The following is a 25,781-nucleotide window of genomic DNA, read 5'->3' on the forward strand; positions in this document are numbered from 1 at the left end:
TCAGAACGATCACGTCGCGGCTTGCAGGTCGGTGATCTGCACGGTTCGGATCGAGAGCGATCTTCATCTCTGTCCATTGTGGATGTTGTATCCCTCTGGACCATGGCGCCGCACGCGGCATCCCGAGCGACACTGTGGTGAGCTATTGGCGCTGGACGCCGGTCTTCGCGGTGAACCTCTCCCACGCGGCGGCCATGAACCGGTCGTAGCGCTCACCGATGCACTGGCCTGGCGGCATCGCTTCGATCGGTGCGGCGTCGACAACCTCCATGTCCTCCAGCGCACGCTCCAGGTGCGTCGGCTCCACCCGGACCGCGCCGGAGAAGGGCCGCTCGAGCTGGGCTATCAAGACCAGGACGAAGGTGACGATCATGACTGCGACGGCGGCGAGCAAGGCGTGCACGACCAAGTGGGGTGTGCCGACGAACACCGGGAGTACCAGGCTGAACATGCCCGCGGTGACCAGCGCGGACCACAGCGGCTTCGGGATCGAGGAGGTGACCTGCGCCGATCGGATCCGCCGGGCGTCGATGAGCGCACCAGCCCGGTCCAGTGCGTGGCCGTAGCGGATACCGTCCCCGGTGGAGCCGCCAGGTTCGATGTTCTCGAGTTCGATCTGCCACAACACGGTCCGGCCCCACACACTCGCGCTGAGCCTTCGCTCGGTGGCCATCAGCCGCCACTCCTCGTCGATGACCAACGAGAGGTATTCACGCATCAGCGTTTGGATGGTGGTGCGCGCCGGCTCGGGGAGAGTGCGTGCGTACCAGTACAAGTCCAGCGCCGCGCGGGCTTCCTTGGCGACGTTCTGCTTGGCTTCGCCGATGGTGGCCCAGGCCGACACGATCATGAGGCTGGCAGTGAGCGCGAACAAGGTGCCGGACATCCCGGTGATGAGTCCGCTGTAATCCTGCAGGGCGCCTCGGATGTTCTCGGGAACTACGCGGTGCGCGGCGATGGCGGCCGCGGCGGCGATCAGACCAGCGGCGGCCGTGGTCAGCAGTCCGGTGGCGACACGCCGCATCGAATCCTCCAGCACGCGGTGACGACCACTCCGAGTTAAGCAGAGGGCTCCCGAGGCGCCAGTTCGCGAAGACACGTTGGCCGACATTCATCCCATCGTGTAGTTGCTGGTGAGGGCCGTCGGTGGCGGAGGTGTGATCAACAACTGCCGGCACCTGCGTTCAGGCACCGGACGCTCGGGCACACGCCGGAGAAGCTAGACGGGCACGAACCCCGAGCACATCACTCGCGCCCAGCTGATCCGGCCGTCGACCACGTCGTAGTACATCTGTTGCTCCATCAACGAGTCACCGTCCGCATTGCGCAGGTGCAGGCGGTACGTGACGTGCTGCCGCGTCGACACCTCACCGGTCGAAGTGGACACCAGCGCCACCACCTCGTCGCTCGGCTCCAGCCAGTTGGCGAACAGGACCTCAAGCAGGTCATCGTGGGAATGCGCCTCCCAGAACCGGCGCGGTGTCATCGCACGGAAGTCCAGGTCTGGCGTCGTGACGGCGCGGACCCCGGCCTCGTCCTTGGCCGCGAGCGCCTTCGCGAACCTCTCACCAAGCGTGGTCATGCCCAAAGCTTGCGCCCTCTGGGCGCGGAACACCATGCCGCTTCTCGCAGAGATGTGGAGTTCTGCCGCCTCCCGTTCGCGGGGCCGCGAGCGGGCAGCCGGAAGGCGTTCGGCACGAGTGGCGGCTCACCGGGAAGCCGTGTCCCGCCGAGCTCGTCGTGCTGGCCGGCGAGGCGCAGGCACGTAGCGCGGTGCGCAGCGAGCTCGGCCTCGGTGACGACGTCGTCGTCGATGTCGAAGGTGCGAGCCTGGCCGAGGGCACCGACGACGAGTTCAGCGACGCCGTGCGCGCACTCGTCGCCCAACGCCAGCAACATGACGACGCCGAAGCCGTCGAACGGTTCCGCGCCGAGCTCGACCGCGACGGACTCGCCGTCGAAGGAGGCCTCGTCTCCGTGACCGATGCGCTGTGCCAGGCCAATGTGGACACACTCTTCGTCGACGCCGGCGTGCTCGTCGGCCAGCTGGTGTGGACGAGCGGCCAGCCGGAGCAGGTCAGCGTGGAGGAGGCCGATGTCCGCCAGCTCGCCACCGGCTCGGCCGAGGTCCGGCGCAACCGCGCCGACGAGGCGTTGGCACGCGCTGCGGCGGTCACCGGTGCGTACGTCGTCGGGGACGGCCTGACCTTGCTTCAAGGTGTCGGTGCGCTCCTGCGCCACCGCCCTGACAACACACCTCTGGGAGAACCGGCATCGCGCCGGCCCTCCCAGAGGCGGTTCAGCAGGATCAGATCTTGCCCGCCGCCACGTCGGCGAGGGTCACGCGGGACGACTTGTACTTGACCACCGCGTACTTCGACGGTTGCGGCGAGTTCTTGGCCGGGAAGACCTCGTCACGGATGGGCAGGCCGTTGTCGGCGTTGATGGTGAGCACCGCCGCGCCGTCGCCGCCCAGGATTTCGGGGCTCGTGGTGATGGTCAGCGCGCGCTGGCCGTCGACATCGGTCTCGGCGACGGTCACCGCCTTGATGGTCGAGAGCAGCTTCAGCACACCCGTGCGGACTTCGGCGTTGGCGGCACCGACGAACAGCGCGTACGTGGTGTTGCTCCAGAGGTGGTTGTCGATGAGGTTCTCGAGCTCCTCGCCCGTCGGACGCGGCTTGGGGTCGGGAACCTTCTTGCCGAGCTTGCGGAACATCTCCGCGACTTCCGCCTGGGCGTCCGCCCAGGCCTTGTCCGCCTCTGCGGGGCTCAGGCCGACTCCCAGGGCGTTGTTGGACGCGGTGATCATCGCGATCCTGGCCTTCTCCAGGTCGCCGTTCGCGGCCTGGCGGGCCGCCGCCATCACCCTCGCGTCGTAGGGATGAGCCTGGTCGTCGTTCTTGGCCACCGAGGCCGCCAAGGTCTTCGCCGAGTCGCCCTTGAAGACCTGACCCTTGTCGGTGTAGACGGTGTAGTAGACGTACGGCGTGTTGTCCGGCGCGGTCTTCGTGCCGATGACCAGCGACGAGTCACCTGGCAGCGCGGCGGCGGCCTTGACCTCGGAGGCCAGTTTCACGAGCGGTGACTCCACCACCGGCGGGGGCGCCGCGGTGGAGGGGCCGGCCGGGACGCTGCCGCCCGTCGTGCCCATCACCACGGCCGCGGCGACGGCTGCGGCGCCCACGGCGGCGACACTCGCCCTGGGCCAGGAAAACCAGCGCTTCGGCCGCACGACCGTGTTCACGGGTTCCACCATCGCCGTCTGCAGTGCCGTCCGAGCACGGTCGTAAGCCTCGGGACTCGGGGACGGCACATCACTCAGCTTCTTCATCAGGTCCATTTCATCCATGAGTCGTCTTCTCACGTCGTCGGGACTTGCAGCAGCGCGACCACTTCCGGGGCCTCTCGCAACGCCTTGCGCGCCTGGTGCAACAGACGGCGAGCCGTGCCAGCGGGGATGTCGAGCACCCGCCCGGCTTCCGCGACGGTCAGGTCCTCCCAGGCGACCAGGCCCAGGACCTCCCGTTCCTCAGGTTTGAGCCGGGCCAGGGCCCTGCGCAGCAACGTCTGCGTGTCCACGCGGGCGTCCACCGCCGGCCAGGGGTCCCAGTCGCTCGCCGCTCGGGCCAGGTCCGGCGTCGGCTCCTCTGCCGGTTCGGACCGCCAGTGCCGCCGCAACCTGTTCAGCGCGACTCCGTACAGCCAAGGCCTGGCTTCGGGATACGAGAGGTCGTAGGTCGCCCGTGACTCGTAGGCCGCCACCCACACGTCGCCCAGCACGTCCTCGGCGGCCTGACGGCCCACTCTGCGCGCGAGGTAGTTCCCGATCGCCGTCTCGTGGCGGCTGATCACTTCCACGAAGGCATCGGTGTCTCCGCGCAGCGATCTGCCGATCAGTTCCGCGTCTGACGACATGAAGCTCCTCGGTTCGCTTTGCCCTTTCACCCCTTCTTTGCCAACGCGCGGCGAAAGTGTTCAGGTTGTGCGAAACCCGCTGCTCAGCGCAAAGGACAGGGGGTGGCAGGGCGTGTTGACGCCCTGCCACCCCCGGATCGGGTCTTCCGCACGGAGAAATCAGCGCGGGGTGATCCCGGCGAGCGGGACCGCGAACACGATCCGCTTGTCGATCAGCGTGCCCGCGGCGTTGAAGGCGTGTTCAGTGGCCGTCCACAACAGACCGTTGCCGTGTTCGTAGTACAGGTCCTCACCGCCGATCGCCCAGCTGTACGTGTTCATGTCCGCGGCCCCGGCGAACATGAAGCTGTGCTTGTCCGCCGAGCTGCGGCCGAGGTAGTAGTTGCCCTGCCAGGTCTGCGCGCCCTGGACGTTGCTCTTCGGCGTGGTCACCGCCTTGCTCGGCACGGCCTTGCCGGAAGCCACCGCGAGTTTGCGGGTGGAGGCGTCGACGTTGTAGTGCACGACGCGACCGCCGTCGATGGACAGGTCCGTGCTGCGGCCGTCCCGGTACTCGCCGACGACCAGCGTGTCCGGGGTCGTGCTGCGGTCGAGGGCAACCGACGAGAAGCACAGGGCGTTCGGCTGGGGCACGCACGGCGAAGGTGGCGTGGCTGCCTGACGGTACGTGGCCACCTGGGGCACGACATAGCGGTAGCCGTAGGCGTAGTACTTGGTCCCGCTCTTGCCGATCACGTTGTCCTGGTCGGTCGCCACCTCGAGCACGCGCTCCATGTCGAACACACGCAGGCCGCGGGAGGTGTCGGCGACGTACAGATAGCGCCCCAGCCAGGCCATGCCGCCCGCGTGGATCGGCACCGCCTTGAAGTTCGACGAGCTGGTCGGTTCCACCAGCAACACGTGCCGGTACTTGCCGGAGACGCGGTCGACCAGGGACAGCCGCGCACCGTGGTCCGTCGGCGTCCCGGCCTTGGCGGTGTCGTAGTGCCAGCTCACGGCCATGACCTTGTTCGATCCCCATTGGCCGTCGTCGTCCGCGTCGGACGATCCGGTGACACCCTGCGGCACCCACCAGGACACCTTGCTGTCGGCGTCGTCCCAGCAGAACCGGTCGCTGCTGTGCAGGATCTGGCTGGGCTGCAACGGTATGTCCGTGCGGTCGTAGAACTCCGGCTGAGCCTGCTTGCGGCTCGTGGAGCAGTCGTTGGTGGATCGGTTCGCGGCGGCCAGCACGTCCGACACCGGCAGGCGCGAACCGAGCGTGGACACCAGCCCCGCGGCCTGAGTGTCCAGCGACCAGTCCGCCGTCAGCGCGAAGGCGGAACCGTCCCGTTCCGTGATCTGGTTGGGTGCTGCCGTGGCCGGCGTGGCTGCTGCCAGCAGCATCGCGACGATGAACCCGAGTCGTTTCACGGCGTCCACATCTATGCGGTGGGGGGTTGTCCAGCAACGCCTGAGCAGCCTGGACAATCATTCGCAGTCGAACAGGGGAGGTGCGGTGGGACGGCCGGAACGTCCGCTCGACCCGACGGAAGGCCCGGTCCAGCGCTTCGCGTGGGAGTTGCGCCGGCTGCGCGAGAAGGCCGGATCGCCGAGCTACCGGGAGTTGTCCAGGAAGGCCCATTTCTCGTCCACGGCGTTGTCCGAGGCAGCGGGCGGCAGCCAGTTGCCGACGCTGGCCGTGACGCTCGGGTACGTCGAGGCCTGCGAGGGGGACACCGCGTTCTGGGAGCAGCAGTGGCGGGAGGTCGCCGCCTCGCTTCTCGCGCCCGGCGACGAGAGCGCTCCCTATCTCGGGCTCGCGGCGTTCCAGCCTTCGGACGCCTCGCTGTTCCGCGGCCGCGAGGAGCTCGTGGCGCATTTGGTGGGGGAGGTGGGGAAACGGCCGTTCCTGGGGGTGTTCGGTGCGTCCGGATCGGGCAAGTCATCGCTGCTCCGGGCGGGTCTTGTGCCCTCGCTGTCGCTGTCCTCGGTCGTGTTCACGCCGACCGCGCATCCGTTGCGGGAGCTGGCGGCCAAGACCGCGGACCAGCCTGAGCTGATCGTCGTCGACCAGTTCGAGGAGACGTTCACGCTGTGCGACGATCTGGACGAGCGGGCCTCCTTCGTCGCCGCATTGTCGTCGTCCGACGCCAAGGTCGTCATCGGCTGCCGGATCGACTTCCTTGACCAGTGCGCGGCAATCCCTTCGCTGGTCACCGCCCTGCGGGACGCTCAGGTGCTGGTCGGGCCGATGACACCCGACGAGTTGCGCCGGGCCATCGTCGAGCCCGCTTCTGCTGCCGGTCTCAAGGTCGAGCCGGAAATGGTCGCGGCCGCGGTGATCGACGCCCACGGCCAGCCGGGCGCTTTGCCGTTGCTGTCGCACGCTTTGCTGGAGACCTGGCGAAGACGGGAGAACAACAAGCTCACCCTGGAGGGGTACCGGGCCAGCGGCGGGGTGTCCGGCGCCATCGCCGCCACCGCCGAGCACGCGTTCACGGAGCTCGATTCCGATGGTCAGGCCGCTGCTCGCTCGCTGCTGCTCCGGTTGGTGCAGACCAACCACGGTACCTATGACCTGCGTCGGCGGGTCGCGCTCGACGAGGTGATGGGCTCGGCGTTGAACGCCCTGGTCGCCGCACGACTGGTGGTGGTCGCCGATGGCAGCGTGGAGCTGGCGCACGAGGCGTTGACCAGGGCTTGGCCGCGGCTGCGGGCGTGGATCGAAGAGGACCGCGAACGCCTGCAGCAGCACCAGGATCTCACCACGGCCGCTCTCGCCTGGGATGCTGTCGACCGCGATTCCGGTGCGCTGTACAGAGGTGTGCGGTTGGAGGTCGCGCGGTCGCTGGCCTCGGACTCGCCGGTTGCGTTGTCGCCGTTGGAACGGGAGTTCCTCTCGGCGAGCGAGACGCACGAGACCGCCGAACGTGCCGGCGCTCGACGGCAGGCACGCCGGCTGCGCAACCTCGTCAAAGCCCTGGCCGTGTTGCTGGTGGCGTGCATGGTGATCACTGTTGTCGCCGTGTTTCAGCGCCGTGCCGCCGTTGCCGGTCAACAGGTCGCGTTGTCCCGTCAGCTCGCCCTGCAGGCGCAGGACCTCAGTGCGTCATGGCCTGACCAGGCGGAAGTCCTTGCCGTGCAGGCTTTCCGCACGTCGCCGACGATCGAGGCACGCGGCGCGTTGCTGAGCACCGCCGCTTACAAGCCGCCGCGGGTGCTGCTGAAGGACCATCGTGGCGCGGTGCGGGCGGTGGCGTTCAGCCAGGACGGCAAGCTGCTGGCCACCGCGGGGGACGATCGATCCGTGCTGGTCCGCTCGCCCGCCGCGTCGGCTCCGCCGATCGCGCTGACCCAGCATTCGAAGCCGGTTCGCGCACTGGCGTTCCACCCTTCGGCGCCGGTGCTCGCTTCTGGTGGTGAAGACGAGCAGATCGTGTTGTGGGACTTGACCACACGCGCCGCCGGACAGGTTCTCTCCGTGCCGCACGGCGCGATCAACAGCATTTCCCACAGCGATGACGGTCGTCTGATGGCGTCCGCTTCGCAGGACGGCACGGTCATCCTGTGGGACGGGGCTCGGGAGGTGCAGCGGGTTCCGCATTCGCTCGGCGAGGTCCACGACGTGTCGCTGGGCGGTGACCTGGTCGCTCTGGCCGGGCAGAACGGTGTGCTCGTGCACAACCGGGTCACCGGCGCGCAGCAGGTGTTCCAGGATCATCGCGGTCCGGTGCTCTCGGTGGCGTTGAGCCGGGACGGCCGCTCGTTGGCCAGCGGCGGTGCGGACAGCCAGGTGGTGTTGCGGGCCGGGGGAGAGCCGAGTTTCCTGCGGCGGCACAGCGCGGGGATCAGGTCCGTCGAGTTCAGCCCGGACGGACGGATGCTGATGTCCGCGGCCGACGACGGCAGTGTGCGGTGGTGGTCGGGGCCCGACGGCGGCTGGCTGACCGGGCTGATTTCCCGCACCGGGGCCTTTTTCGCAGCCGGGCTGAGTCCGGACGGGACACAGCTGGCCGCGGGCGGCGATGACAGCGTGAGCGTGTGGCAGGTCGCTTTGCCCGCGTTCACCGGGCATGCCGTTCCGCCGTTCGGTGTCGCCATGGCGCCCGATGGGCGGATCGCGACCGGCGGCGCGGACAAGTCGATCATGATCTGGGACCCGTCCGGGGCACGGATCGCCGAGCTGTCCGCGCCGGCGAAGGTGAAGTCGGTTGCCTTCCACCCCGACGGAACCCTGTTGTCCGCGGGGGAGAACGGCGCGGTCACCGTGTGGGACCAGGGGGCGCGAAGAGCGGTGCGCACGATCGCCGGGCACGACGGACCGGTCACCAGCCTGGCTGTGACCGAAAGCGTCATCGCCTCGGGCGGCGCTGATCGCACGATCAGGCTGTTCGGCCCGGCTTCCGACGCGCCGCCACGCAATCTCCCCGTCGCGCACACGGCCGCCGTGGAGGCGTTGGCCTTCAGCCCGGACGGCACCGTGCTGGCCTCCGGAGGCAACGACGGGCGGATCATCCTCTGGGACGTCGAGCACTCCCGTCAGCTCGCGGTTCTCGGTGAGCTCGGGAACGCGTTGCGGGACATCACCTTCACGCCGGACGGCAGGACGCTGATCACCGGTGACGCCAGTGGCGCGGTCATCTTCTGGGACGTCGCGGCCCGTCGGCAGAGCGCGACCCTGCCCGGTCAACGCGGTGCTGTACGGGAAATCGCGCTCAACAGCGCCGGTTCGCTGCTCGCGGTCGCCGGAAGCGACACCGTGATCACGTTGTGGGACACCGGCACCCGCGATCAGGTCGCGGCGTTGACGGGCCACTCCGGTCCGGTCAACGCCGTGGCCTTCAACGGCAGCACCTTGGCGTCCACCGGTGCCGACCCCCGCGTGATCAGGTGGGATCTCGATCCGGACGCCGTGATCGCCCGCATCTGTGGCGCACGCGTTGGCCGGTGTTGATTGTCCAGAGCGCTGACCTGCTGCTGGACAACCTCGTGACCCCTACGAATGGCAACGCACAACCCATTCGAGGGAAGGAAACGGATGAAGCGCACCTTCGCTGCACTCGCGGGCCTGGCCACCACGTTGGGCCTGCTGATGGTGGGCGGCCAGGCCAGCGCCGCCCCGGCGCCGCAGCCGAGAGTCGAGGTCAGCATCCAGTCGCAGGGCATCGTGTACGACCTCTACGACAGCGCGGGGAACCTGCTGGGCACCGGCACGTTCAAGGCCGACCCGTCCGGCAGCATCCCCGGCGACTCGATCCAGGCGTGCGACTGGTACGCGGACGGCTGGGGCATCGAGACCCAGCTGGACATCAACCCGGGCTCCAACTGGGACACCGACCGCTCCATCAACACCCGCGGTCACTCGTCGCCGTACTGCAGCGGCTGGGACAGCGGCAACATCGCGGAGAACACCCCGGTGGCCATCCGCGTCTGCCTGGTGCGGAGCGGCAGCTCCCCGGCCTGCTCGCCCGGGGTCAAGGGCAGCGCCTGACGTGAACCCCCTCGTGAGTGTTCTCCCGCGTGGGAACACTCACGAGGGTGGGTCAGAGGTCGAGTTCGGCGAAGGCGGGGTCGTGGTCGATGCCGTCGCCGCCGAGGTGGACGCGTCGGTTGATCCCGGCTGTCACCGGCGACCCGGTGGCTGGCACACCTCACCCCAGAAGTGACATCAACCGCGTCGCTTCCAGGCTGCGGGACCCCAGGATCGGCGTCAACAGCTCACTCATCGTCCCGTCCACGCCACGCAGATAGCGCCGCTGGTCAGCGAACGTGACGAACGCCGGCGGCGCCGCACTGTCCGCCTTGGTCGCCTCGAGGACATCGACGTCGAGCTCGCAGTGTCGCATCGTGTGCACGAACGCTCGCCGCAACGGGTGATCGCTACGCCCGGCACGCACCTCGGAGAGCGTGGCCTCACACCACTGCGCCAGCAGATGCTGACGATCGACGGATTCGCCGTCATCGGCCAGACCGTCGGTCCACACCGCGAAACCGTTCAAGGCGATGGCGTGCAAGCGAGCCTCTGCGGGCAGCAACTCCGACGCCGCCCACACCGGCCCGAGACGCTCCCGGCCCACCTTCGCACAGAGCTCATAGGACTCCCGCAGCTCCGGCGTGCCGCTGTCGGCCACCTCGCACCGGGCGATGTCAGACGATCCGCCCGAACGCATACAAACCCAGGCCGGTCCGTCAGACTGCGGCGGTCAGCCCGTCGCCTCACCGTTCCCGTGGAAGGCGTCGACGAGCGAGTCCACCAGTCGCAACCGCCGCCCCACGTCGGTGAGCCCGAGCACGAACCCGATCCGTGGTGTGACAACCACGTTCAACGTGATGCGTTCAGCGCGACACCACCGCTCGGCGAGCTCCACGGCGTCAATCCCCGCCGCACCGAAGTGAGTCACTCCGCTCAGGTCGAGTACGAGCGATCGCGACGGGACCACGAGCCCACACGCGTCGAGCAGAGCCGACGTCAACAGCGGCCGTGTCGAAATGTCGACTTCACCGATCACCTGCATCACGAAAGCGTTGCCCACGCGCCCGATGCGCACCCTCAACGCGTCCAAATCCATCGCCTCGTCCTCCACACGGGCAGCACCGGATTCGGGCGGCGACACGGCGATCGAGTGAACTGCACGCACGGCGCTGCCCTCACCGGTACGACGACATCGCCGGACGGCTGTTCGCTCAACCGGGCCGTACCCGAACGTAACGGACCAGCCCCGGAAATCTCGACCCGCCAAGCCGGGGATCCACGCGAAGCCCCGCCGCGTGCGGCGACGAAGCCCGCGGCGGGTGGTGATCTCGTCGGGATCGTCGCCGAAGACGATGAGGTGCAAAGTCGTCTGCTTGATCGGGTTGCTGGTGCGGCGGGTGTCGTGGCCGCCGGTGACGAGGAGCCCTCCGCGCTGCAGCGCGGGCCGTAGGGCGGCCAGCAGCGCTGCCAGACGAAGTACGAACGCGGCCAGTTCCCGAGGAAGACGGAGCTCGAAGAGCGAGCTGGAACGGCGAGTGGTTGTCGGCGCCCGCCTACGCCGACCGGATCGGGCCCGCCCTGGCTGTCCTGCGCACGTCGCAGGACACCGGGGAGATCCGCCGGGCGGCGAGCACCGTCGAGAACCCGGTGGCGCACAACCAGGTGCTGTACCGGGGAGCGACGCAGGCGTTGCCGTCCCCGCTGGACGTGCTCGACGGCGGGGAGGCTCCGGCGAAGGCCGCGGTGTACGACGTGCTCACCGAGATCGTCCTCGCCGAGCCCGACGATCCCGACGTGCTGGAGACGTGCCGCCCGTATCTGCGGCGCGCCGTGGACGCGGCGTGGCGCGATGCCGGCGGGACGGACGAGGAGGTCGTGTCCAGGACGATCGACTTCCTGGGCAACGCGGTCGCCGATCCCGGGCTGCTCGGGCGGGGACTGCGGGAGAAGCTCGCCGGGATGCCGGGGGAGGCGCGCAAGAAGGCGGAGGAGTGGCTCGAAGAGCTGCCCTGACCCCACCGGGTGGTGACGCAGGTGAAGCTCACGCCCGACGACAGACACAGATGGTGCTGGTCGTAAGTCGATCAGCACCACCTGTGGGCTCATTCTGCTCGACCTGACCGTTCGTGCGGAAAGTGCTGGCCTTCGCAGCGGCGCGGGCGCGGTGCCGGGCGCCGACACGATCGACACGGACACCCGCAGCACGATCGCCACCGCGATGGGGCCGATCCCGGTTCAGCCACGGTTGCCCACCTGCAGGACGTGGCCGACCAGCACGGCGACGCCCGTGTGAACAACGCGATGAGTGAGCTCAGGTGTGGGGAGAGGCTTCACCGCCCGCGGGTCAGCAGGCCTTCGCACGTCCGCACCAGCACGCGGCAGGCGTCGGCGGACTTGCGGCCCAGCATCGGGTTCTCCGCGTGCGCCTGCCAGCGGCGCAGTGCCGCGAACGCGGTTTGCCGCACCTCGGCGGCCACGGCGTCCGGGGCCAGGCCGAGCCGTACCGCCGGGGTGATCCCCGAGTCGCCGAGCAGGCGCTCCGCCTCCGCCGCCATCGGGCGCGGCAGGGACACGGCGCCGGACCGCAACGCCGAGAGCAGGCGCAGTTCCGCGAACTCGTGGGTCCCGGCGAAGATCCGCTCCACCTCGCCGGCCAGCCGTCCGCCGCCGGAGCCGCGCACGACCCGGTCGAGCGCGAGCAACGCGGACCGCGCCTTGAGCAGCTCACGCCGCTCGCTGAACTGCGTGTGCAGCACCCGCTGCAGCTCCCGCAGTCCGCTGCGCGCCACCAGTTCGTCTGCCAGAGCCGCCTGTGACCGTACGCCCTGACGGATCAGCGTCACCGACAACCGGATGCCGAACACCCCGAACCGGCGCAGCAGCGCTGCCCGCTCCGCGGAACCGGAGGTGAACCGGTCCGCCGAGAGCAACGACGACTCGATCGTCTCCCTGGGCTCGGCGGCCAGTGTCGACAGGGCCACGAACTCGGCCTGCGTCAGCGTCCGTCCCGCCATGGCGACGAGACCGGCCACGGCGACCACGTTCTGCGCCAGGCCGTGCAACTCCGGTGCGGAGCGGTAGCGCGCCGCGATGGATCGGGCGGAGATCATCGCGTCGACCCGTCCGCCGGCGATCTCGTCGGCGCGGGAGATCACCGCGACGGTGTTGATCGCGGCCGCGCGGGCGACGCCCTGGTCCCGGAACGACTCCAAGAAGGACGCATCTGCCGAATGCAGGTGCTTCATCAGGTAGATGACGGCATCGGCCTCGGTCGGCGTCTCGTCGTCCGGGGTCAGGAACCGCACCGCCCGCGCCGAGTTCTCGGCCGACAGGGAGGCGATGCCCGGAGTGTCGATCAACGTCGTGTGCCGCAGGCTCTGCGCCGGCCAGTCCACGACCAGCCGCGAGACGGCGGCGCCGCCGAGGTCCACGGACAGCGCTCCGTCGCGGCGCACCACCGGCAGCGACACCGGGTTCCCGGACAAGGGGTGCATCACGACGCGTGGCGAGCGTCCGTCCTGGTACCAGGTGACGACCCGCGTGCACTCGCCGGCGTCGGTGGGGGCGAGCGAGTCACCGACCAGGGCGTTCAGCAGGGTGGACTTCCCCGCCTTGACCCGGCCGGCGATCGCGACGCGCAGCGGCGATTCCAGGCGGTCGAGCTGGGCGCGCAGGAACTGGGCCGCGCGCGGCTGGTCCCGGTACGCGTCGACCGCGAGGGACAACACCCGGCGGACCTCGTCGATGATCACGGCGTCACCTCCGCACGGATCTTCTCCAGCGCCGCCAGTTCCGCGGCGATCTCCTTCAGCCGCGCGTTCCGGTCCTCCGACGAAGCCTTCACCGACTTCTGGGCCGACTGGATCGACTCCTGCAGCGAGCGCTTGAGCTGTTCGGCCAGTGCGGTGAAGTGGTCGCGCAGATCGCGTTGCATCGCGCGGAGCACGTCGCGGGACTCCTTGCCCGCGTGGAAGGTCACGTCGTCGATGTAGCGGCGCAGCGCGGCCTTCGCGTCGTTCTGGCGGCGCTGGACGATGCGTTTCCGTTCGTCGCCGATGGTTTTGCCGCCCAGCAGCACCGCGGCGCCGATCGAGATCGGGTTGATCAGCGATAGTCCGATCGCGGAACCGAGCAGCCCGAACATGAGCAGGCCCGAGTAGCCGCCGCGCAGACCGCTCAGGAAACGACCGCCTACACCGAACTTCTCGTCGGAACGGACCTCCAGCGCGCGCACCGAGCGCAGCGGATCGCCGGACGAGGTCTGCAGCGACGGCAGGGTCTGCTCGCGTTCCGAGTCGAAGTGCTCGGCCACACGGCGAGCCAGCCAGCGGGCTCGCTGGGTGGCCCACACGGAGTTCGCGGAGACGGCCGACGCGGCGGCGTCCTGGACCCATTTCGTCAGCTGGTCCCAGATCTTCGTCGGATCACCGTCCATGATGGACTCCTCGGCCTCGCGGACGATCTCGCGCATGCGGTCGCGCAGGTCGTAGTCGACGTCGGCGTTCAGGTCCGCCACGCCGTCGGACAGCGTCTGCTGCCAACGGGCGGAGCGTTCCTTCAGCCCGGCGGCGCGTTGCTCCGCCACGGAGAGCTTGTCGATCAACGCCTGGGCGGAGGCGGGGTCGGACTGGGCCGACTCCTCTGCGCGCAGCGACGAGATGATCTGGTCGATGACGGCGTGCACGTCGTGCGCGGTGGAGCGGCGGGCCAGCGACTCGGCCTCGCCCAGCACCTTCTTGCGGAGGTAGGTGACCAGGGGCGGGTAGCCGGACTCGCGGTTCACGTCCTGGTCACCCGTTTGCAGGGCGTGCCAGCGCAGCGTCGACGACACCGTGAAGAAGGAGGGCGAGAGGCCTCCCAGATCAATCTTGGCGGCTTCGAGGTGGGCCTGGTTCTGCTCGGCGACGAAACGCCAGTCCGGGTAAAGGTCGGTCTTCGTCACGACGCACGCCACGTTCGGGCACACCGCCACGGCGTGGCGGAGGAACTCGAGTTCCGGTGCCGTGTACTCCTGGGACGCGTCGGACACCAGCAGCACCGCGTCGGCGGTCGGCAGCGCGGACATGGTCGCCGCGCCGTGGACGGAGCCGAGCCCGCCGACACCGGGAGTGTCGACGAGCTCCAGCCCCTCACCGAGGATCGGGCGCGGAAGACCCACCTCGACGTGGTCCAGCCGTTCCTTGTTGTCCGGGTTGCCCGACTCCGACGCGTAGGCCGCCAGCTGGTCCACCGGCACCTCGATGCGCGAGTCACCGCGCACGAGGGTGACGACGGGCTGTTCGGCGTAGCGGACGACGGTCGGGACCGACGTCGCGACGTCGTCGAACACCGGGCACGCCGGCGCCCCGAGCAGGCCGTTGACCAGCATGCTCTTGCCCTGCTTGAACTCACCGACGACCAGCAGCCGCACGCGGTCGTCCTGAAGTCGTGCCCTCGCCTGGCGCAGCCGCGCTTCGAGGTCCGGCCTTTCGTAGCGCGCGATGGCGGCGAGCGCGCGGTCGACGGCCTCGATCGGTGTGGTTGTCATCGTGAGGTCACGCAATCACCGGGTCGGGTTCGGGAACGGGCTCCACGTCCACCGGAAGCGGCTCCGGCTCTGGTTCCGGCAGCACGACGGGGTCGTCGAGCACGATCTCTGGGTCGTCCTCGAGTGCCTCCGGCTCAAGAGGCACGTCGTCCTCCTTCAGAACCGGCTCGGCCTTCTCCTCCGGCTCGTTGAAGGAGTCCTTCACCTGCACGACGCTGGTGTCGTTGTCCTGCACGGCGACGGAGTTGACCTCGGTGTCGTCGTCGGAGTTGAACGAGTCGTCGATGATCGTGACGTCCCGGTCGTCGATGCTGATGTTCTGCTCGACGTTGGTCACCGGCTTCTCCACCACGTACTCGCGCGTGGTGTGGTGGATCTCCCGCACCGGGTCGTCGTCGTGCGAGGACGATCTCTCCGCACCGCGGGCGCGCACCCCGCCGGAATCGGCCATGATCAGCCGCGCGTCCCGGACGTCCTGTCCGGTGACACCGCTCAGACCCGCCCTGCCCAGCTCGGCGTCGGGGTTCTCGTCGAACGCCTTCTTCGCCGCGTCGTCCTTCAACAGGTTCATCAGGAAGTCGATCAGAGAGGACAGCATGTCCGGCTCCTAACTGTGTGGGACGAACCGGCCCCGCCCACCCCTCGCGGACGGGGCCGGCCCGGAATCAGAAGGCGGGCAGTTCCAGTTCCTCGACGATGTTGTCGATCTCGTTCTCGACGTCGATGTCGAAGTCGTTCGCCTGGTCGGACACGGCGGTCAGGTCGGCGTCCTGGTCCGAGACCTGGTCGACGTCCTGGTCCAGGTCCTGGTCGGCGTCCACGTCGACGTTGGACTGCGCCGCGCCGCCGTTGCCGCCGGACGCGTCCGCGTCGCCACCGTCACCGGTCACGCCGCCGTTGCCGCCGAAGCCGATGCCGTTCCCGCCCGACGTGGAGCCGAAGTTGACGTTGACCAGACCGTCCTGGTCGATGTCGCCACCGGCGCCGCCCACCCCGAGGCCGTTGCCCCCGTCGGCGCTGCCGCTGTCGCCACCGACGGCCGTCCCGCCGTCGCCTCCGCCGCCACCCTCGGTGTTCGTGACCGTGGTGGTCTCCTGGGCCTGCTCCGCCGCCTGCTCGGCGGCCTGCGGGTTGACCTGAGCCGTCTGCAGCTGCTGCTCGGCGGCGTTGGTGGTGTCGAGGTCCAGGTCGGCCGTCAGGTCGGCGAGGAAGGCGTTGAGGTCGATGGGGTTGCTCATGTCCTGCTCCTTGGTGTTGGTCGCCGGCGGCGGTTCCGACCGGCTGACAACAACGAAGCTAGGTTCCGGCGAGGCCTCTGCCATCGGGATCGAACCCTGTTCGTCGCTGCCACGAACACAGGGATCGAGGGAGGGGAGGAGGGGCCGTTGAGGGATTGCCCCCTGTTTCGTCAACTGAGGTGAACCGGACCAACTGAGACACACGTGTAGGTACGTCCGCTGCGAAGTGCCATAGGAGAGTCCGATGTCGTACCAGGTTGGGCTGGATCTGGGATCGACCTTCACCACCGTGTCGACCTGTAGACCAGATCAGGCCGCGAGGCTTGAAGTGCTTGTGCCGTCTGTGGTTTTCCAGAGTCCGGACGGGACGTTCCTCGTGGGATCCGACGCCGAACGCCGTGCGCTGACCGACCCCGGTCGCATCGCGCGGCAGTTCAAGAACCGCATCGGCGATCCCACTCCGTTGCGGATCGGTGACGCCGCGTTGACCGCGGAGACCGTCACCGCCCGGTTCTTGGTGCGGTTGCTCGATTCCCTGCCCGGCGGGCGGCCCGCGCGGGTGGCCCTGACGCACCCTGCGGGGTGGGGCCGTTACAGGCTGGAGTCGTTGCGGGCCGCCCTGTCCGCGGGCGGCCTGGCCGACGTGGTGCTGGTGCCGGAACCGCAGGCCGCTGTCCGCGCGCACGACGCGGTCGCCCGCCTGGAGGAAGGTGCGGCCGTCGCCGTCTACGACCTCGGTGGCAAGACTTTCGGCGCCGCCGTGGTGCGCAAGCTCGCCGCCGACCGGTTCGTGCCGGCTGGACCGCCTGAGGAGCTCGACCTCGGCGGGCTCGACTTCGACGAGGTCGTGTTCCAGCACGTCGTCGAGGCGCTGCGGCCTGGTTGGGACGAGCTGGACCCGATGGGTCCGGGGGTGCTGGCGGCGGTGGCCGAGCTGCGGCGCGCGTGCACCGTTGCCAAGGAGAAGCTGTCCGCCGACACCGAGGTGCTGATTCCCGTTGCGCTGCCGGGGATCGCGACGCGGGAGGTGCGGCTGGGACGACCCGAGTTCGAGTCGATGATCCGGCCCGCGGTCGAGGAGACCGTGGCGGCGTTGGACCGCACGCTGCGCGCGTCCGGAACATCACCGCATGAGCTCGCCGCTGTGCTCCTGGTCGGCGGTTCGTCACGGATTCCCTTGGTGACGCAGGAGGTTTCCGCGCAGCTCGGACGGGCTGTGTCGCCGGCGCCGAACGGCATGGCCGCCATCGGTGCCGCGCTGGAGGCACGTGGCGTGGAACCGAAGCCCGCCGTCGTCGCCACGGCGACGTGGACCCGCCCGCCGCTTCCGGAAGCGCCGAAGCCGTTGCGGCCCAAGCGGATGAAGCTGATCCCGTTCGTGGCAGCCGGTGCGCTCGCGGTGGCCGTCGCCGGTGGACTGCTCGCGAACAACGTGCTGACCAACAAGGCAGGCGCCGAGTCGAAGACGGGCACCACCACGACCGCGCCTTCGACCACGCAGAGGTCTGATGAGCCCTCGGTTGTCCAGTACGTGCCCAACCAGCCGACGGCTCCGGCGCCTCCGCCGCGGACGAACACGACCCAGCCGCCAAAGCCCAAGGCCACCACCACGACCACGCGTCCTTCGACGACGGTCACCACGACGAAGTCCACTCCGCCGCCGCCGAGCTCGACGACCACCACCACGAGCGGCACGACGAAAGCCGGTGCCCCGTGACGAGACCCGCCGTACCTCCCAGACCCCGGCTGCAACGCTTTCAGGCCGTCGAGCGGGTCAAGCCGCAGGTGGTCAGGACAGCAGTGTGGTTGTGGACCATCGCCGCGGTGGTGCAGCTGGCCAGTTCCGCGCTGGCGCTGATGGACGGGCAGCACCTTCTCGCAGACCTCGTTGCCGAAGTGGCGCAAGGTTTTCCGGCCGAAGCCGCGGCCACGCGGGAACGGGTGGCCGTCGCCGTGCTCGGGCTGCTGCTCGGTACCGGACCGCTGCTGGCGTTGCTGGAACTGGGTTGTGTGATCGCGCTGAACCGGGGGAAGCGGTGGGCGCGAGTGCTGCTGGCGCTGCTGGCCGGTGGCGCTGTGGTGCACGCGATGATCGCGGTCGGGGGACTGAGATCGGCTTACCTCGTCGGTTTGGTGGTGGCGAGCGGGACCGCCGTGCTCGCGGTGATCGTCTCGTTCCAGCCGGCGGCACGGGTGTGGTTCGGAGGGGGAGAGAAGTGATGAAGGCGCCAGATGTGGAACAGGCGTGGAGAGCCGGGAACACGGCCGCCGCGATCGAGGCCGCGGACCGCATTCTCGCCGCGGGAGCGGACGAGAACTGTCTCGCCGCCGGTGTCGCCGCGGCGGCCGCGGCAGCCGACGGTTCGCTGCTCGACGCGGCCGCGAGGTGGCGGGTGATCGCGACCGCGCTGACCGGTGCACCCGCCGTCGCCGCGCAGGGGCGGGCGGCGCTGGCCGCGTGCCTGGGCGGTGACGTCGAAGCCGCCGACCGGGACCTGGCCGGGGCACGTGAGCAGGTGTCGGGAGCGGCACCGCGAGGGCTGACCGTGTTCCTCGACGGCGTCGACGCCGCGATCGAAGCGGTGCGCGGCGGGTTCGACCGCGCGGCACGCAGGCTGGCCGGACTGGCGGTCGCGACCGTGCCGGCCGACGGCCTGGCCGCGGAGCAGTGGGACGACCTGGCGGTGACCGTGCTGATCGCCGGTGGGGACGACCGGACCGCCCAGGAGTTCCTCGCCGCCCATGAAGACCGTCCACCGACCGCGCGGCGGCGCCTGCTCGCCGCCTGGCTGCACCTGCGGGCAGGACGGCTCGCCGAGGCCCGCGCCGGGATCGCCTCCGCCGGTGACGCACCGGTGCTGCGCCGGGACGCCGTGCTCGCCGCCGCCGTGACGATCGGCCTTGCGCGGCGAGCTGGTGACGCCGACGCGTTGCGCGCCACATGGCGGCGCGTCGCACCGGTCGTCGCCGGCGCGGACGTGGAGATGCTGCTGCTCGACGCGTGGGGCGAGCTGTCCGTCGGCGCGGCCGCGGTGTCGCGGTTCGACGGCGAGACCGTCGTCGAGGCGATGACCTGCGCCATCGCGAAGGCCGGCGTGCCGCAGTGGGCGCTGCAGACCAACCACTGGTGGAAGCTGCACCGCGCTGTCGGTGCCGGGAACGTCGAGGCGGCCACGCAGGCCGCGGCGGCGTTGCAGGGAACGGAACGGGGTGCGGCCGCACACGCGTGGGCCTCCGTCGTGCGCGGCGCCGTCGACGGACGCGAGGTGGCGGCAGTGGCGGCAGGACTGGACGACGCCTGGGAGGCCATGGCGCTGTGCGGTGCGGCTGCGGCGAAGCTCAGCGATCCCGCCGAGGCGCGGGAGTTGCTGAGCACCGGGCGGGCGTTGCGGGCGCGGTTCGCCACCGAGGAGTCCGCCGACGGACTGTCCAAGCGTGAGCGCTCGGTCGGGGAGCTGCTGCTGGACGGCCTGACGCAGAAGGAGATCGGGGCACGGCTGTACATCTCGCCGAAGACCGTGGAACAGCACGTCGCGCGGATCCGCCAGAAGCTCGCGGTGACGAGCAGAGCAGAACTGATCGCGTCGCTCCGGTCGCGCCTCGCCTGCTGACGCTGCGGCACGGCTCGCCCGCTGGTCAAGGGAAAAGTTGGCCGATATGTGCCACCTCAACAACCTTGACCGGGCGAAAAACGGCTCATTAGTTTGATTGTCCACAAGGCCGAATTCCCTGCTGGCACAACGGTCGTCGGGGCCGGAGGACTCAATGGTGAGCTTACCCGCGCGTGATCGCGCACCTGTTCGGCCGTGGACGGGAGTGACCGGATGACGGCCCCGGTTGCGGCACTGCTGTCGGTCCGCGGGCTGGTGAAGCGCTTTCCCGGCGTGACTGCCCTGCAGGGCGTGGACTTCGAGGTTCGCGCGGGTGAGGTGCACTGCCTGCTCGGGCAGAACGGCGCGGGCAAGTCGACGCTGATCAAGGTGCTGTCCGGCGCGCACCGCCCCGACGAGGGCGAGATCTACTGGCGCGGCGAGCTCGTGTCGTTCGGCAACCCGACCGCCGCGATGCGCAGCGGTGTGGCCGCCATCTACCAGGAGCTGGACCTCGTGGCGGGTTTGTCGGTGGCCGACAACGTGTTTCTCGGCCACGAACTGTCCACAATGGGCTTCAGTCAGCGGGCGGAGGCGCGTCGCAGGACCCGTGCGTTGCTCGACCTGCTGGGGCACCCGGAGATCTCGCCCGATCGTGACGTCGGCCAGTTGTCCGTTGCCCACCAACAGGTCGTCAGCATGGCGCGGGCGCTGTCGCTGGACGGGCAGCTGCTGATCATGGACGAGCCGTCGGCCGTGCTGGACCCGGACGAGGTGCGGGTCCTGTTCGGTGTCATCAGGGAGCTCACCGCCCGGGGCGTGGCCGTGGTCTACATCTCGCACCGCCTGGCGGAGATCAGGGAGATCGGCGACCGGGTGACCGTGCTCAAGGACGGTCGCACCGTCGCGACGGGTCTGTCCGCGCGCGAGGTGAAGACCTCGGAACTGATCGCGTTGATGACCGGGCGCGTTCTGGACAACGTGTTCCCTGACCGGAAACCGGTCGCCCCGGACGCGCCGGAGGTGCTGGTGGTGCGCGGTCTGGGCGACGGCGACCGCTTCCGCGACGTGGATTTCACGGTCCGCTCCGGTGAGGTGGTGGGGCTCGCGGGTCTCGTCGGGTCGGGCCGTTCGGAGATTCTGGAGACCGTCTACGGCGCGCGCAAAGCGGCTGACGGAACTGTCGAGGTCAATGGCCGGGCGCTGCGGCGGGGGAGCGTCGGCGCGGCCGTGCGCGCGGGGATGGGGTTGTGCCCGGAGGAGCGCAAGAGCCAGGGGTTGCTGCTGGACCAGGCCGTGTACCGCAACATCACCGTCTCGTCGCTGTCGTCGTTCGCCAGGTTCGGCTTCCTGGACGACCGCGCCGAACGCGCCCGCTCTGGCCGGCTCACCGAGGCGCTGGACGTCCGGCCGGCCGGCGTCGACCGCGTGGTGCGCGGCCTGTCCGGAGGTAACCAGCAGAAGGTCGTGCTCGCGCGGTGGCTGCTGCGGGAGTGCCGGGTGTTGCTGCTGGACGAACCCACCCGCGGCGTGGACGTGGGTGCGCGCAGCGAGATCTACGAGCTCATCCGCGAACTGGCGGACTCCGGCGTGGCCGTGGTGGTCGTGTCCAGCGACATCGAGGAGGTCCTGGGCCTGGCCGACCGGGTCCTGGTGCTGCGCGAGGGCCGGGTGGTCCACGACGGTCCGGCCGACGAGATCGACGAGTCCCAGGTCCTCGACCTGGTGATGGAAGGACACGCCGCATGAGCGAGGACACCGCCGCCGTGGCCGCGCACGAACAACAAAGAGCTCCGGTCGGCAAGGACAACGGCCGCGGCATCTCGGGCCTGCTCGCGTCCCCGGCCGGTCGCAACACCGGTCTGGTGGTCGCACTGGTCCTGCTGTGCCTGGGCGGTGTCGTCACCGCGGGCGACCGGTTCGCCGACGTCGACAACCTGCTCACCATCCTGCGGCTCGCGGCGGTGATCGGCGTCGTGAGCGTCGGCATGACGTTCGTGATCACCGGCGGCGGGATCGACCTGTCGGTGGGCGCGATCGTCGCGCTGTCCTCGGTGTGGGCGACAACCCTTGCCACCCAAGGGATCGCCAACGACACGCACTGGATCGTCATCGTGTTCACCGCGCTGCTGGTGGGCGGGGCGTGCGGGCTGGTCAACGGCGCGCTCATCGCCTACGGCAGGGTCGTGGCGTTCATCGCGACCCTGGCGAGCCTGGCCGCCGCCCGCGGTCTCGCCGAGATCATCTCCAACCGCAAGACGCAGATCGTGAACGTGCCGGGCTTCGCCGCGTTCTTCGACGCGTCGGTGCTGGGGGTACCGGTGCTGGTGGTGATCTTCGCGGCCGTTGCGGTGGCCGGGTGGGTGCTGCTCAACCGGACCACGTTCGGGCGCCGGACGTTCGCCGTCGGCGGCAACCCGGAGGCGGCGCGCCTGGCAGGCATCGACGTGCGGCGGCACACCGTCATGCTCTACACGTTGCTCGGCCTGTGCTGCGGACTGGCCGCCGTCATGCTCGTGGCCCGCACCACGACGGGCAGCGCGACGCACGGCGGACTGTACGAGCTCGACGCGATCGCCGCGGTCGTGATCGGCGGCACGCTGCTGTCCGGCGGACGCGGCACGATCGCGGGCACCGTCTTCGGCGTCCTGATCTTCACCACGTTGTCGAACGTGTTCACGCTCAACAACCTCTCCATCTCCGCCCAGGCCGTCGCGAAGGGCGCGATCATCGTAGTCGCCGTCCTCCTCCAGCAGCGGCTGGCCAGACGCAGCGGCGCTTGACGCCGCGACCACGACCGCCGCCACCCGAGGAGCCAAAAACCATGGCACACAAGAGAACAACTCTTCTCGTCGCCGCACTGACACTCGGTGCCGCGCTCACCGCGTGCACGGGCAACACGCCGCAGAACCAGGGCGGCGGCAACCAGGGCGGGGTGAAGGTCGCCAACGACGAACCGGGGAAGAAGGTCGTCATCGGCTTCTCCGCACCGGCCGCCGACCACGGCTGGATGGCCGCGATCACCAACGCGGCCAAGGCGGAGGCCGGCAAGTACTCCGATGTGGAGCTGCGCGTCGTCGAGGGCACCAACGACGTCAATCTCCAGATCAGCCAAGTCGAGACGTTCATCAACGACAAGGTGGACGCGATCGTGCTGCTGCCGTTCGACGGCGCGGCGCTCACCCCGGTCGCGCTCAAGGCCATGAAGGCCGGCATCACCGTGATCAACGTGGACCGCGAGTTCGACAGCCCGTTCGCGGCGCGGTCCACGGTTCTGGGGGACAACCACGGCATGGGCGTGTCCGCCGGCAACTACGTCTGCGAGCGGCTGAAGGGCAAGACGGACGCCGTGGTCGCGGAGATCGCCGGCATCGACTCGCTTCCGCTGACCCAGGACCGCAGCAGGGGGTTCGCGGAGGCGCTCGCGAGCTGCGGGCTGAAGGTGAGCAACCGCGTGGCGGCCGAGTTCACCGTGGAGAGCGGCGAGAAAGCAGCCGCGAACCTGCTGCAGGCCGCGCGCCGCATCGACGCCATCTGGAACCACGACGACGACCAGGGCGTCGGCGTCACGGCCGCCATCAAGAACTCCGGCCGCAACGAGTTCTTCATGGTCGGTGGCGCGGGATCGGCCAACGTGATGCGTGAGATCAAGGCGGACAACGGTCCGCACAAGGCGACCGTGATCTACCCGTCCACCCAGGGCGCCGACGGCATCCGGCTGGCCAGGCTCGTGGTGCAGGGCAAGAGCCTCGGTGACCTCGTCGAGGTGGAGGTCCCCCGTCAGGTCGAGCTGTACGCCCCGGTCGTCACCAAGGACAACGTCGACCGCTACCTGCCGACCGCCTTCGAGTCCTGAGAGGACGGAGCACTGTGACGACGCTGGGCATCGCAATGGTCGGCCACGCCTTCATGGGGGCCGCGCACTCCCAGGCGTGGCGGGTCGCGCCGCACTTCTTCGACCTGCCGGCGCGGCCGGTGATGTCCGTGCTGTGCGGCCGGGACCCCGACCGGACCAGGGCCGCCGCCGAGCGCCTGGGCTGGGCTGAGTCCGTGACCGACTGGAAGTCCGTGCTGGACCGCGACGACGTGCACGTGGTGGACATCTGCACGCCGGGTGACACGCACGCCGAGATCGCGATCGCAGCCCTGGACGCGGGCAAGCACGTGCTGTGCGAGAAGCCGATGGCCAACAGCGTCGCGGAAGCGGTCGCCATGGCGGAGGCCGCCGAACGCGCCGCCCTGCGGGGTGTGCGCGCGATGGTCGGGTTCAGCTACCGGCGGGTGCCCGCCCTGAGCCTGGCCCGCGAGCTCGTCGCGCAGGGCAGGCTGGGACGGGTTCACCACGTGCGGGCCGTGTACCTGCAGGACTGGATCGTGGACCCGGCAGCGCCGCTGTCCTGGCGGCTGGACAAGGAAAAGGCCGGCTCCGGCGCGCTCGGCGACATCGGCGCGCACGTCGTGGACGCCGCCCAGTTCATCCTCGGCGACACCATCAGCGAGGTGTCCGGGACGCTGGAGACGTTCGTGTCGGAGCGCCCGGTGGCGTCCTCTCACTCCGGGCTGTCCGGCACCGCCGCGTCCGACCGGACCGGGCCGGTCACCGTGGACGACGCCGCGTTGTTCCTGGCCCGCTTCACGGGCGGCGCGCTCGGTTCGTTCGAGGCCACGCGGTTCGCCAACGGCCGCAAGAACGCGTTGCGCATCGAGGTCAACGGCTCGGCGGGCAGCGTGGCGTTCGACTTCGAGGACATGAACGTCCTGCAGTTCTTCGACGGCACCGAGGACTCCGTCGTCGCGGGGTTCCGCCGGATCGTGGTCACCGAGCCGGGGCATCCGTACACGGCCGCCTGGTGGCCTGCCGGGCACGGCCTGGGCTACGAGCACGCGTTCACCCACCAGGCGGTCGACTTCGTGCGGGCCGTGGCCGCGGGAACCGACCCCGCACCGTCGTTCGCCGACGGGCTTCAGGTGCAGCGCGTCCTCGCCGCCGTCGAGGCGAGCGCGGCATCCCGCACGTGGCAGCAGGTTTGAGAAGGGGACTCAGATGGCGCGTCCGATCACGTTGTTCACCGGCCAGTGGGCCGACCTGCCGTTCGAGGAGGTCGCCCGGCTGGCCGCGGGCTGGGGCTATGACGGCCTGGAGATCGCCTGCTGGGGTGACCACCTCGACCCGTGGCAGGCCGCGGAGGACGACGACTACGTCGCGGACCGGCTCGCGATCCTCGCCAAGCACGACCTGAAGGTGTGGGCGATCTCCAACCACCTCACCGGTCAGGCCGTCTGCGACGACCCCATCGACCAGCGGCACCAGGGCATCCTGTCCGCCAGGAACTGGGGTGACGGGGATCCCGAGGGCGTGCGGCAGCGCGCAGCGGAGGAGATGAAGGCAACCGCGCGGGCCGCGGCCAGGCTCGGCGTCGACACCGTCGTGGGGTTCACCGGCTCGTCGATCTGGAAGACCGTCGCGATGTTCCCGCCGGTGCCCGACTCGATGATCGACGCGGGCTACCAGGACTTCGCGGACCGCTGGAACCCCATCCTGGACGTGTTCGACGAGGTCGGCGTCCGGTTCGCGCACGAGGTCCACCCGTCCGAGATCGCCTACGACTACTGGACCACCGTCCGCGCCCTGGAGGCGATCGGGCACCGGCCCGCGTTCGGCCTCAACTGGGACCCGTCGCACTTCGTCTGGCAGGACCTCGACCCGGTCGGGTTCCTGTGGGACTTCCGCGACCGGATCTACCACGTCGACTGCAAGGACGCCCGGCGTCAGGTCGGGAACGGCCGCAACGGCCGGATGGGCTCGCACCTGGCGTGGGCGGACCCGCGGCGCGGCTGGGACTTCGTCTCCACCGGACGCGGTGACGTGCCGTGGGAGCAGTCGTTCCGGATGCTCAACACCATCGGCTACCAGGGGCCGATCAGCGTCGAGTGGGAGGACGCGGGGATGGACCGGCTCGTCGGTGCGCCCGAGGCGCTGGAGTTCGTGCGCCGCAACGCTTTCGACCCGCCGTCGGCCTCGTTCGACGCCGCGTTCAGCTCGGGCGGCTGAC

General features: G+C 69.7%; 23 protein-coding genes. 12 read left to right on the top strand and 11 right to left on the bottom strand.

Translation table 11 applies throughout. The features are described 5' to 3' along the window. Positions 1-142 precede the first annotated feature (142 nt). Both C8D87_RS17660 and C8D87_RS17665 read right to left on the bottom strand, forming a co-directional pair. Positions 143-1,111, bottom strand: coding sequence for a bestrophin-like domain (locus C8D87_RS17660; RefSeq protein ID WP_112227482.1), 969 nt, complete (start codon positions 1,109-1,111; stop codon positions 143-145). Between the two features lie 108 nt (positions 1,112-1,219). Next, positions 1,220-1,582 carry a hypothetical protein gene (locus tag C8D87_RS17665; RefSeq protein WP_112227483.1) on the bottom strand — a complete coding sequence of 121 codons (363 nt, stop codon included), beginning with the start codon at positions 1,580-1,582 and terminating at the stop codon, positions 1,220-1,222. Positions 1,583-1,773: 191 nt separating this feature from the next. On the opposite strand from C8D87_RS17665, the gene C8D87_RS49170 reads away from it, so the two are divergent. Then, entirely contained in the window at positions 1,774-2,364 is a 591-nt protein-coding gene (locus C8D87_RS49170; RefSeq protein ID WP_411711416.1) for a hypothetical protein, read from the top strand. On the opposite strand, the gene C8D87_RS17675 is transcribed toward C8D87_RS49170, so the two are convergent. From C8D87_RS17675 to C8D87_RS17685, 3 genes are all read right to left on the bottom strand, one after another. Continuing rightward, complete coding sequence (locus C8D87_RS17675; RefSeq protein WP_233442153.1) at positions 2,309-3,352, bottom strand: hypothetical protein; 1,044 nt, start codon at positions 3,350-3,352, stop codon at positions 2,309-2,311. The genes C8D87_RS49170 and C8D87_RS17675 overlap by 56 nt on opposite strands. Positions 3,353-3,363: 11 nt before the next feature. Continuing rightward, entirely contained in the window at positions 3,364-3,918 is a 555-nt protein-coding gene (locus C8D87_RS17680; RefSeq protein WP_112227486.1) for an RNA polymerase sigma factor, read from the bottom strand. 159 nt (positions 3,919-4,077) lie between these two features. After that, the gene (locus tag C8D87_RS17685; RefSeq protein WP_146771741.1) at positions 4,078-5,331 is read right to left on the bottom strand and encodes a hypothetical protein; all 1,254 of its coding nucleotides are present in this window, start codon (positions 5,329-5,331) and stop codon (positions 4,078-4,080) included. 85 nt (positions 5,332-5,416) lie between these two features. Between C8D87_RS17685 and C8D87_RS17690 the strand changes: the two genes are divergently transcribed. Together C8D87_RS17690 and C8D87_RS17695 are read left to right on the top strand one after the other, a co-directional pair. Then, the gene (locus tag C8D87_RS17690) at positions 5,417-8,854 is read left to right on the top strand and encodes a WD40 repeat domain-containing protein (protein WP_170166464.1); all 3,438 of its coding nucleotides are present in this window, start codon (positions 5,417-5,419) and stop codon (positions 8,852-8,854) included. Between the two features lie 84 nt (positions 8,855-8,938). Further along, positions 8,939-9,391, top strand: a complete 453-nt coding sequence (locus tag C8D87_RS17695) for a hypothetical protein (RefSeq protein ID WP_211337318.1) — start codon at positions 8,939-8,941, stop codon at positions 9,389-9,391. A gap of 160 nt (positions 9,392-9,551) precedes the next feature. Here the strand turns inward: C8D87_RS17695 and C8D87_RS17700 are convergent, their stop codons facing one another. Beyond that, entirely contained in the window at positions 9,552-10,031 is a 480-nt protein-coding gene (locus C8D87_RS17700; protein ID WP_170166465.1) for a squalene/phytoene synthase family protein, read from the bottom strand. Positions 10,032-10,103: 72 nt separating this feature from the next. After that, positions 10,104-10,538: an STAS domain-containing protein gene (locus C8D87_RS17705; RefSeq protein ID WP_146771743.1), complete on the bottom strand. Its 435-nt coding sequence runs from the start codon at positions 10,536-10,538 to the stop codon at positions 10,104-10,106. Between the two features lie 374 nt (positions 10,539-10,912). Between C8D87_RS17705 and C8D87_RS17710 the strand changes: the two genes are divergently transcribed. After that, positions 10,913-11,386, top strand: a complete 474-nt coding sequence (locus tag C8D87_RS17710; protein WP_112227491.1) for a hypothetical protein — start codon at positions 10,913-10,915, stop codon at positions 11,384-11,386. Positions 11,387-11,703: 317 nt separating this feature from the next. Here C8D87_RS17710 and C8D87_RS17715 read toward each other — a convergent pair whose 3' ends face one another. The 4 genes from C8D87_RS17715 to C8D87_RS17730 form a co-directional block, all read right to left on the bottom strand. Next, a complete protein-coding gene (locus tag C8D87_RS17715; protein WP_112227492.1) occupies positions 11,704-13,125 on the bottom strand; it encodes a dynamin family protein in 1,422 nt (473 codons plus the stop codon). Then, positions 13,122-14,900 carry a dynamin family protein gene (locus C8D87_RS47760; protein ID WP_109637044.1) on the bottom strand — a complete coding sequence of 593 codons (1,779 nt, stop codon included), beginning with the start codon at positions 14,898-14,900 and terminating at the stop codon, positions 13,122-13,124. Before C8D87_RS47760 ends, C8D87_RS17715 begins: the two co-directional genes overlap by 4 nt. A gap of 7 nt (positions 14,901-14,907) precedes the next feature. Then, positions 14,908-15,498, bottom strand: coding sequence for an IniB N-terminal domain-containing protein (locus tag C8D87_RS17725; protein ID WP_109636548.1), 591 nt, complete (start codon positions 15,496-15,498; stop codon positions 14,908-14,910). Positions 15,499-15,565: 67 nt separating this feature from the next. After that, positions 15,566-16,138 (bottom strand): hypothetical protein, encoded by a 573-nt coding sequence (locus C8D87_RS17730; RefSeq protein WP_146231534.1) that lies wholly within the window; start codon positions 16,136-16,138, stop codon positions 15,566-15,568. Positions 16,139-16,481: 343 nt separating this feature from the next. On the opposite strand from C8D87_RS17730, the gene C8D87_RS17735 reads away from it, so the two are divergent. The 8 genes from C8D87_RS17735 to C8D87_RS17770 all read left to right on the top strand — a co-directional run bounded on the left by C8D87_RS17735 (position 16,482) and on the right by C8D87_RS17770 (position 25,780). Further along, entirely contained in the window at positions 16,482-17,855 is a 1,374-nt protein-coding gene (locus tag C8D87_RS17735; RefSeq protein ID WP_170166466.1) for an Hsp70 family protein, read from the top strand. Then, positions 17,852-18,358, top strand: a complete 507-nt coding sequence (locus tag C8D87_RS17740) for a hypothetical protein (RefSeq protein ID WP_146771744.1) — start codon at positions 17,852-17,854, stop codon at positions 18,356-18,358. The genes C8D87_RS17735 and C8D87_RS17740 overlap by 4 nt, the downstream gene beginning before the upstream one ends. Beyond that, on the top strand, positions 18,358-19,749 hold the full coding sequence (locus C8D87_RS17745; RefSeq protein ID WP_146771745.1) for a helix-turn-helix domain-containing protein: 1,392 nt from the start codon (positions 18,358-18,360) through the stop codon (positions 19,747-19,749). The genes C8D87_RS17740 and C8D87_RS17745 overlap by 1 nt, the downstream gene beginning before the upstream one ends. A 213-nt stretch (positions 19,750-19,962) precedes the next feature. Further along, the gene (locus C8D87_RS17750; protein ID WP_112227496.1) at positions 19,963-21,477 is read left to right on the top strand and encodes a sugar ABC transporter ATP-binding protein; all 1,515 of its coding nucleotides are present in this window, start codon (positions 19,963-19,965) and stop codon (positions 21,475-21,477) included. Beyond that, the gene (locus C8D87_RS17755; protein ID WP_109636554.1) at positions 21,474-22,511 is read left to right on the top strand and encodes an ABC transporter permease; all 1,038 of its coding nucleotides are present in this window, start codon (positions 21,474-21,476) and stop codon (positions 22,509-22,511) included. Before C8D87_RS17750 ends, C8D87_RS17755 begins: the two co-directional genes overlap by 4 nt. A 41-nt stretch (positions 22,512-22,552) precedes the next feature. Beyond that, positions 22,553-23,584, top strand: a complete 1,032-nt coding sequence (locus C8D87_RS17760; protein ID WP_109636555.1) for a substrate-binding domain-containing protein — start codon at positions 22,553-22,555, stop codon at positions 23,582-23,584. A gap of 35 nt (positions 23,585-23,619) precedes the next feature. Further along, positions 23,620-24,759, top strand: a complete 1,140-nt coding sequence (locus tag C8D87_RS17765; RefSeq protein WP_211337362.1) for a Gfo/Idh/MocA family protein — start codon at positions 23,620-23,622, stop codon at positions 24,757-24,759. 13 nt (positions 24,760-24,772) lie between these two features. Beyond that, a complete protein-coding gene (locus C8D87_RS17770; RefSeq protein WP_109636557.1) occupies positions 24,773-25,780 on the top strand; it encodes a sugar phosphate isomerase/epimerase family protein in 1,008 nt (335 codons plus the stop codon). Position 25,781 lies beyond the last annotated feature (1 nt).

Origin of the sequence: Lentzea atacamensis (assembly GCF_003269295.1) — a bacterium.
Taxonomy (GTDB): domain Bacteria; phylum Actinomycetota; class Actinomycetes; order Mycobacteriales; family Pseudonocardiaceae; genus Lentzea; species Lentzea atacamensis.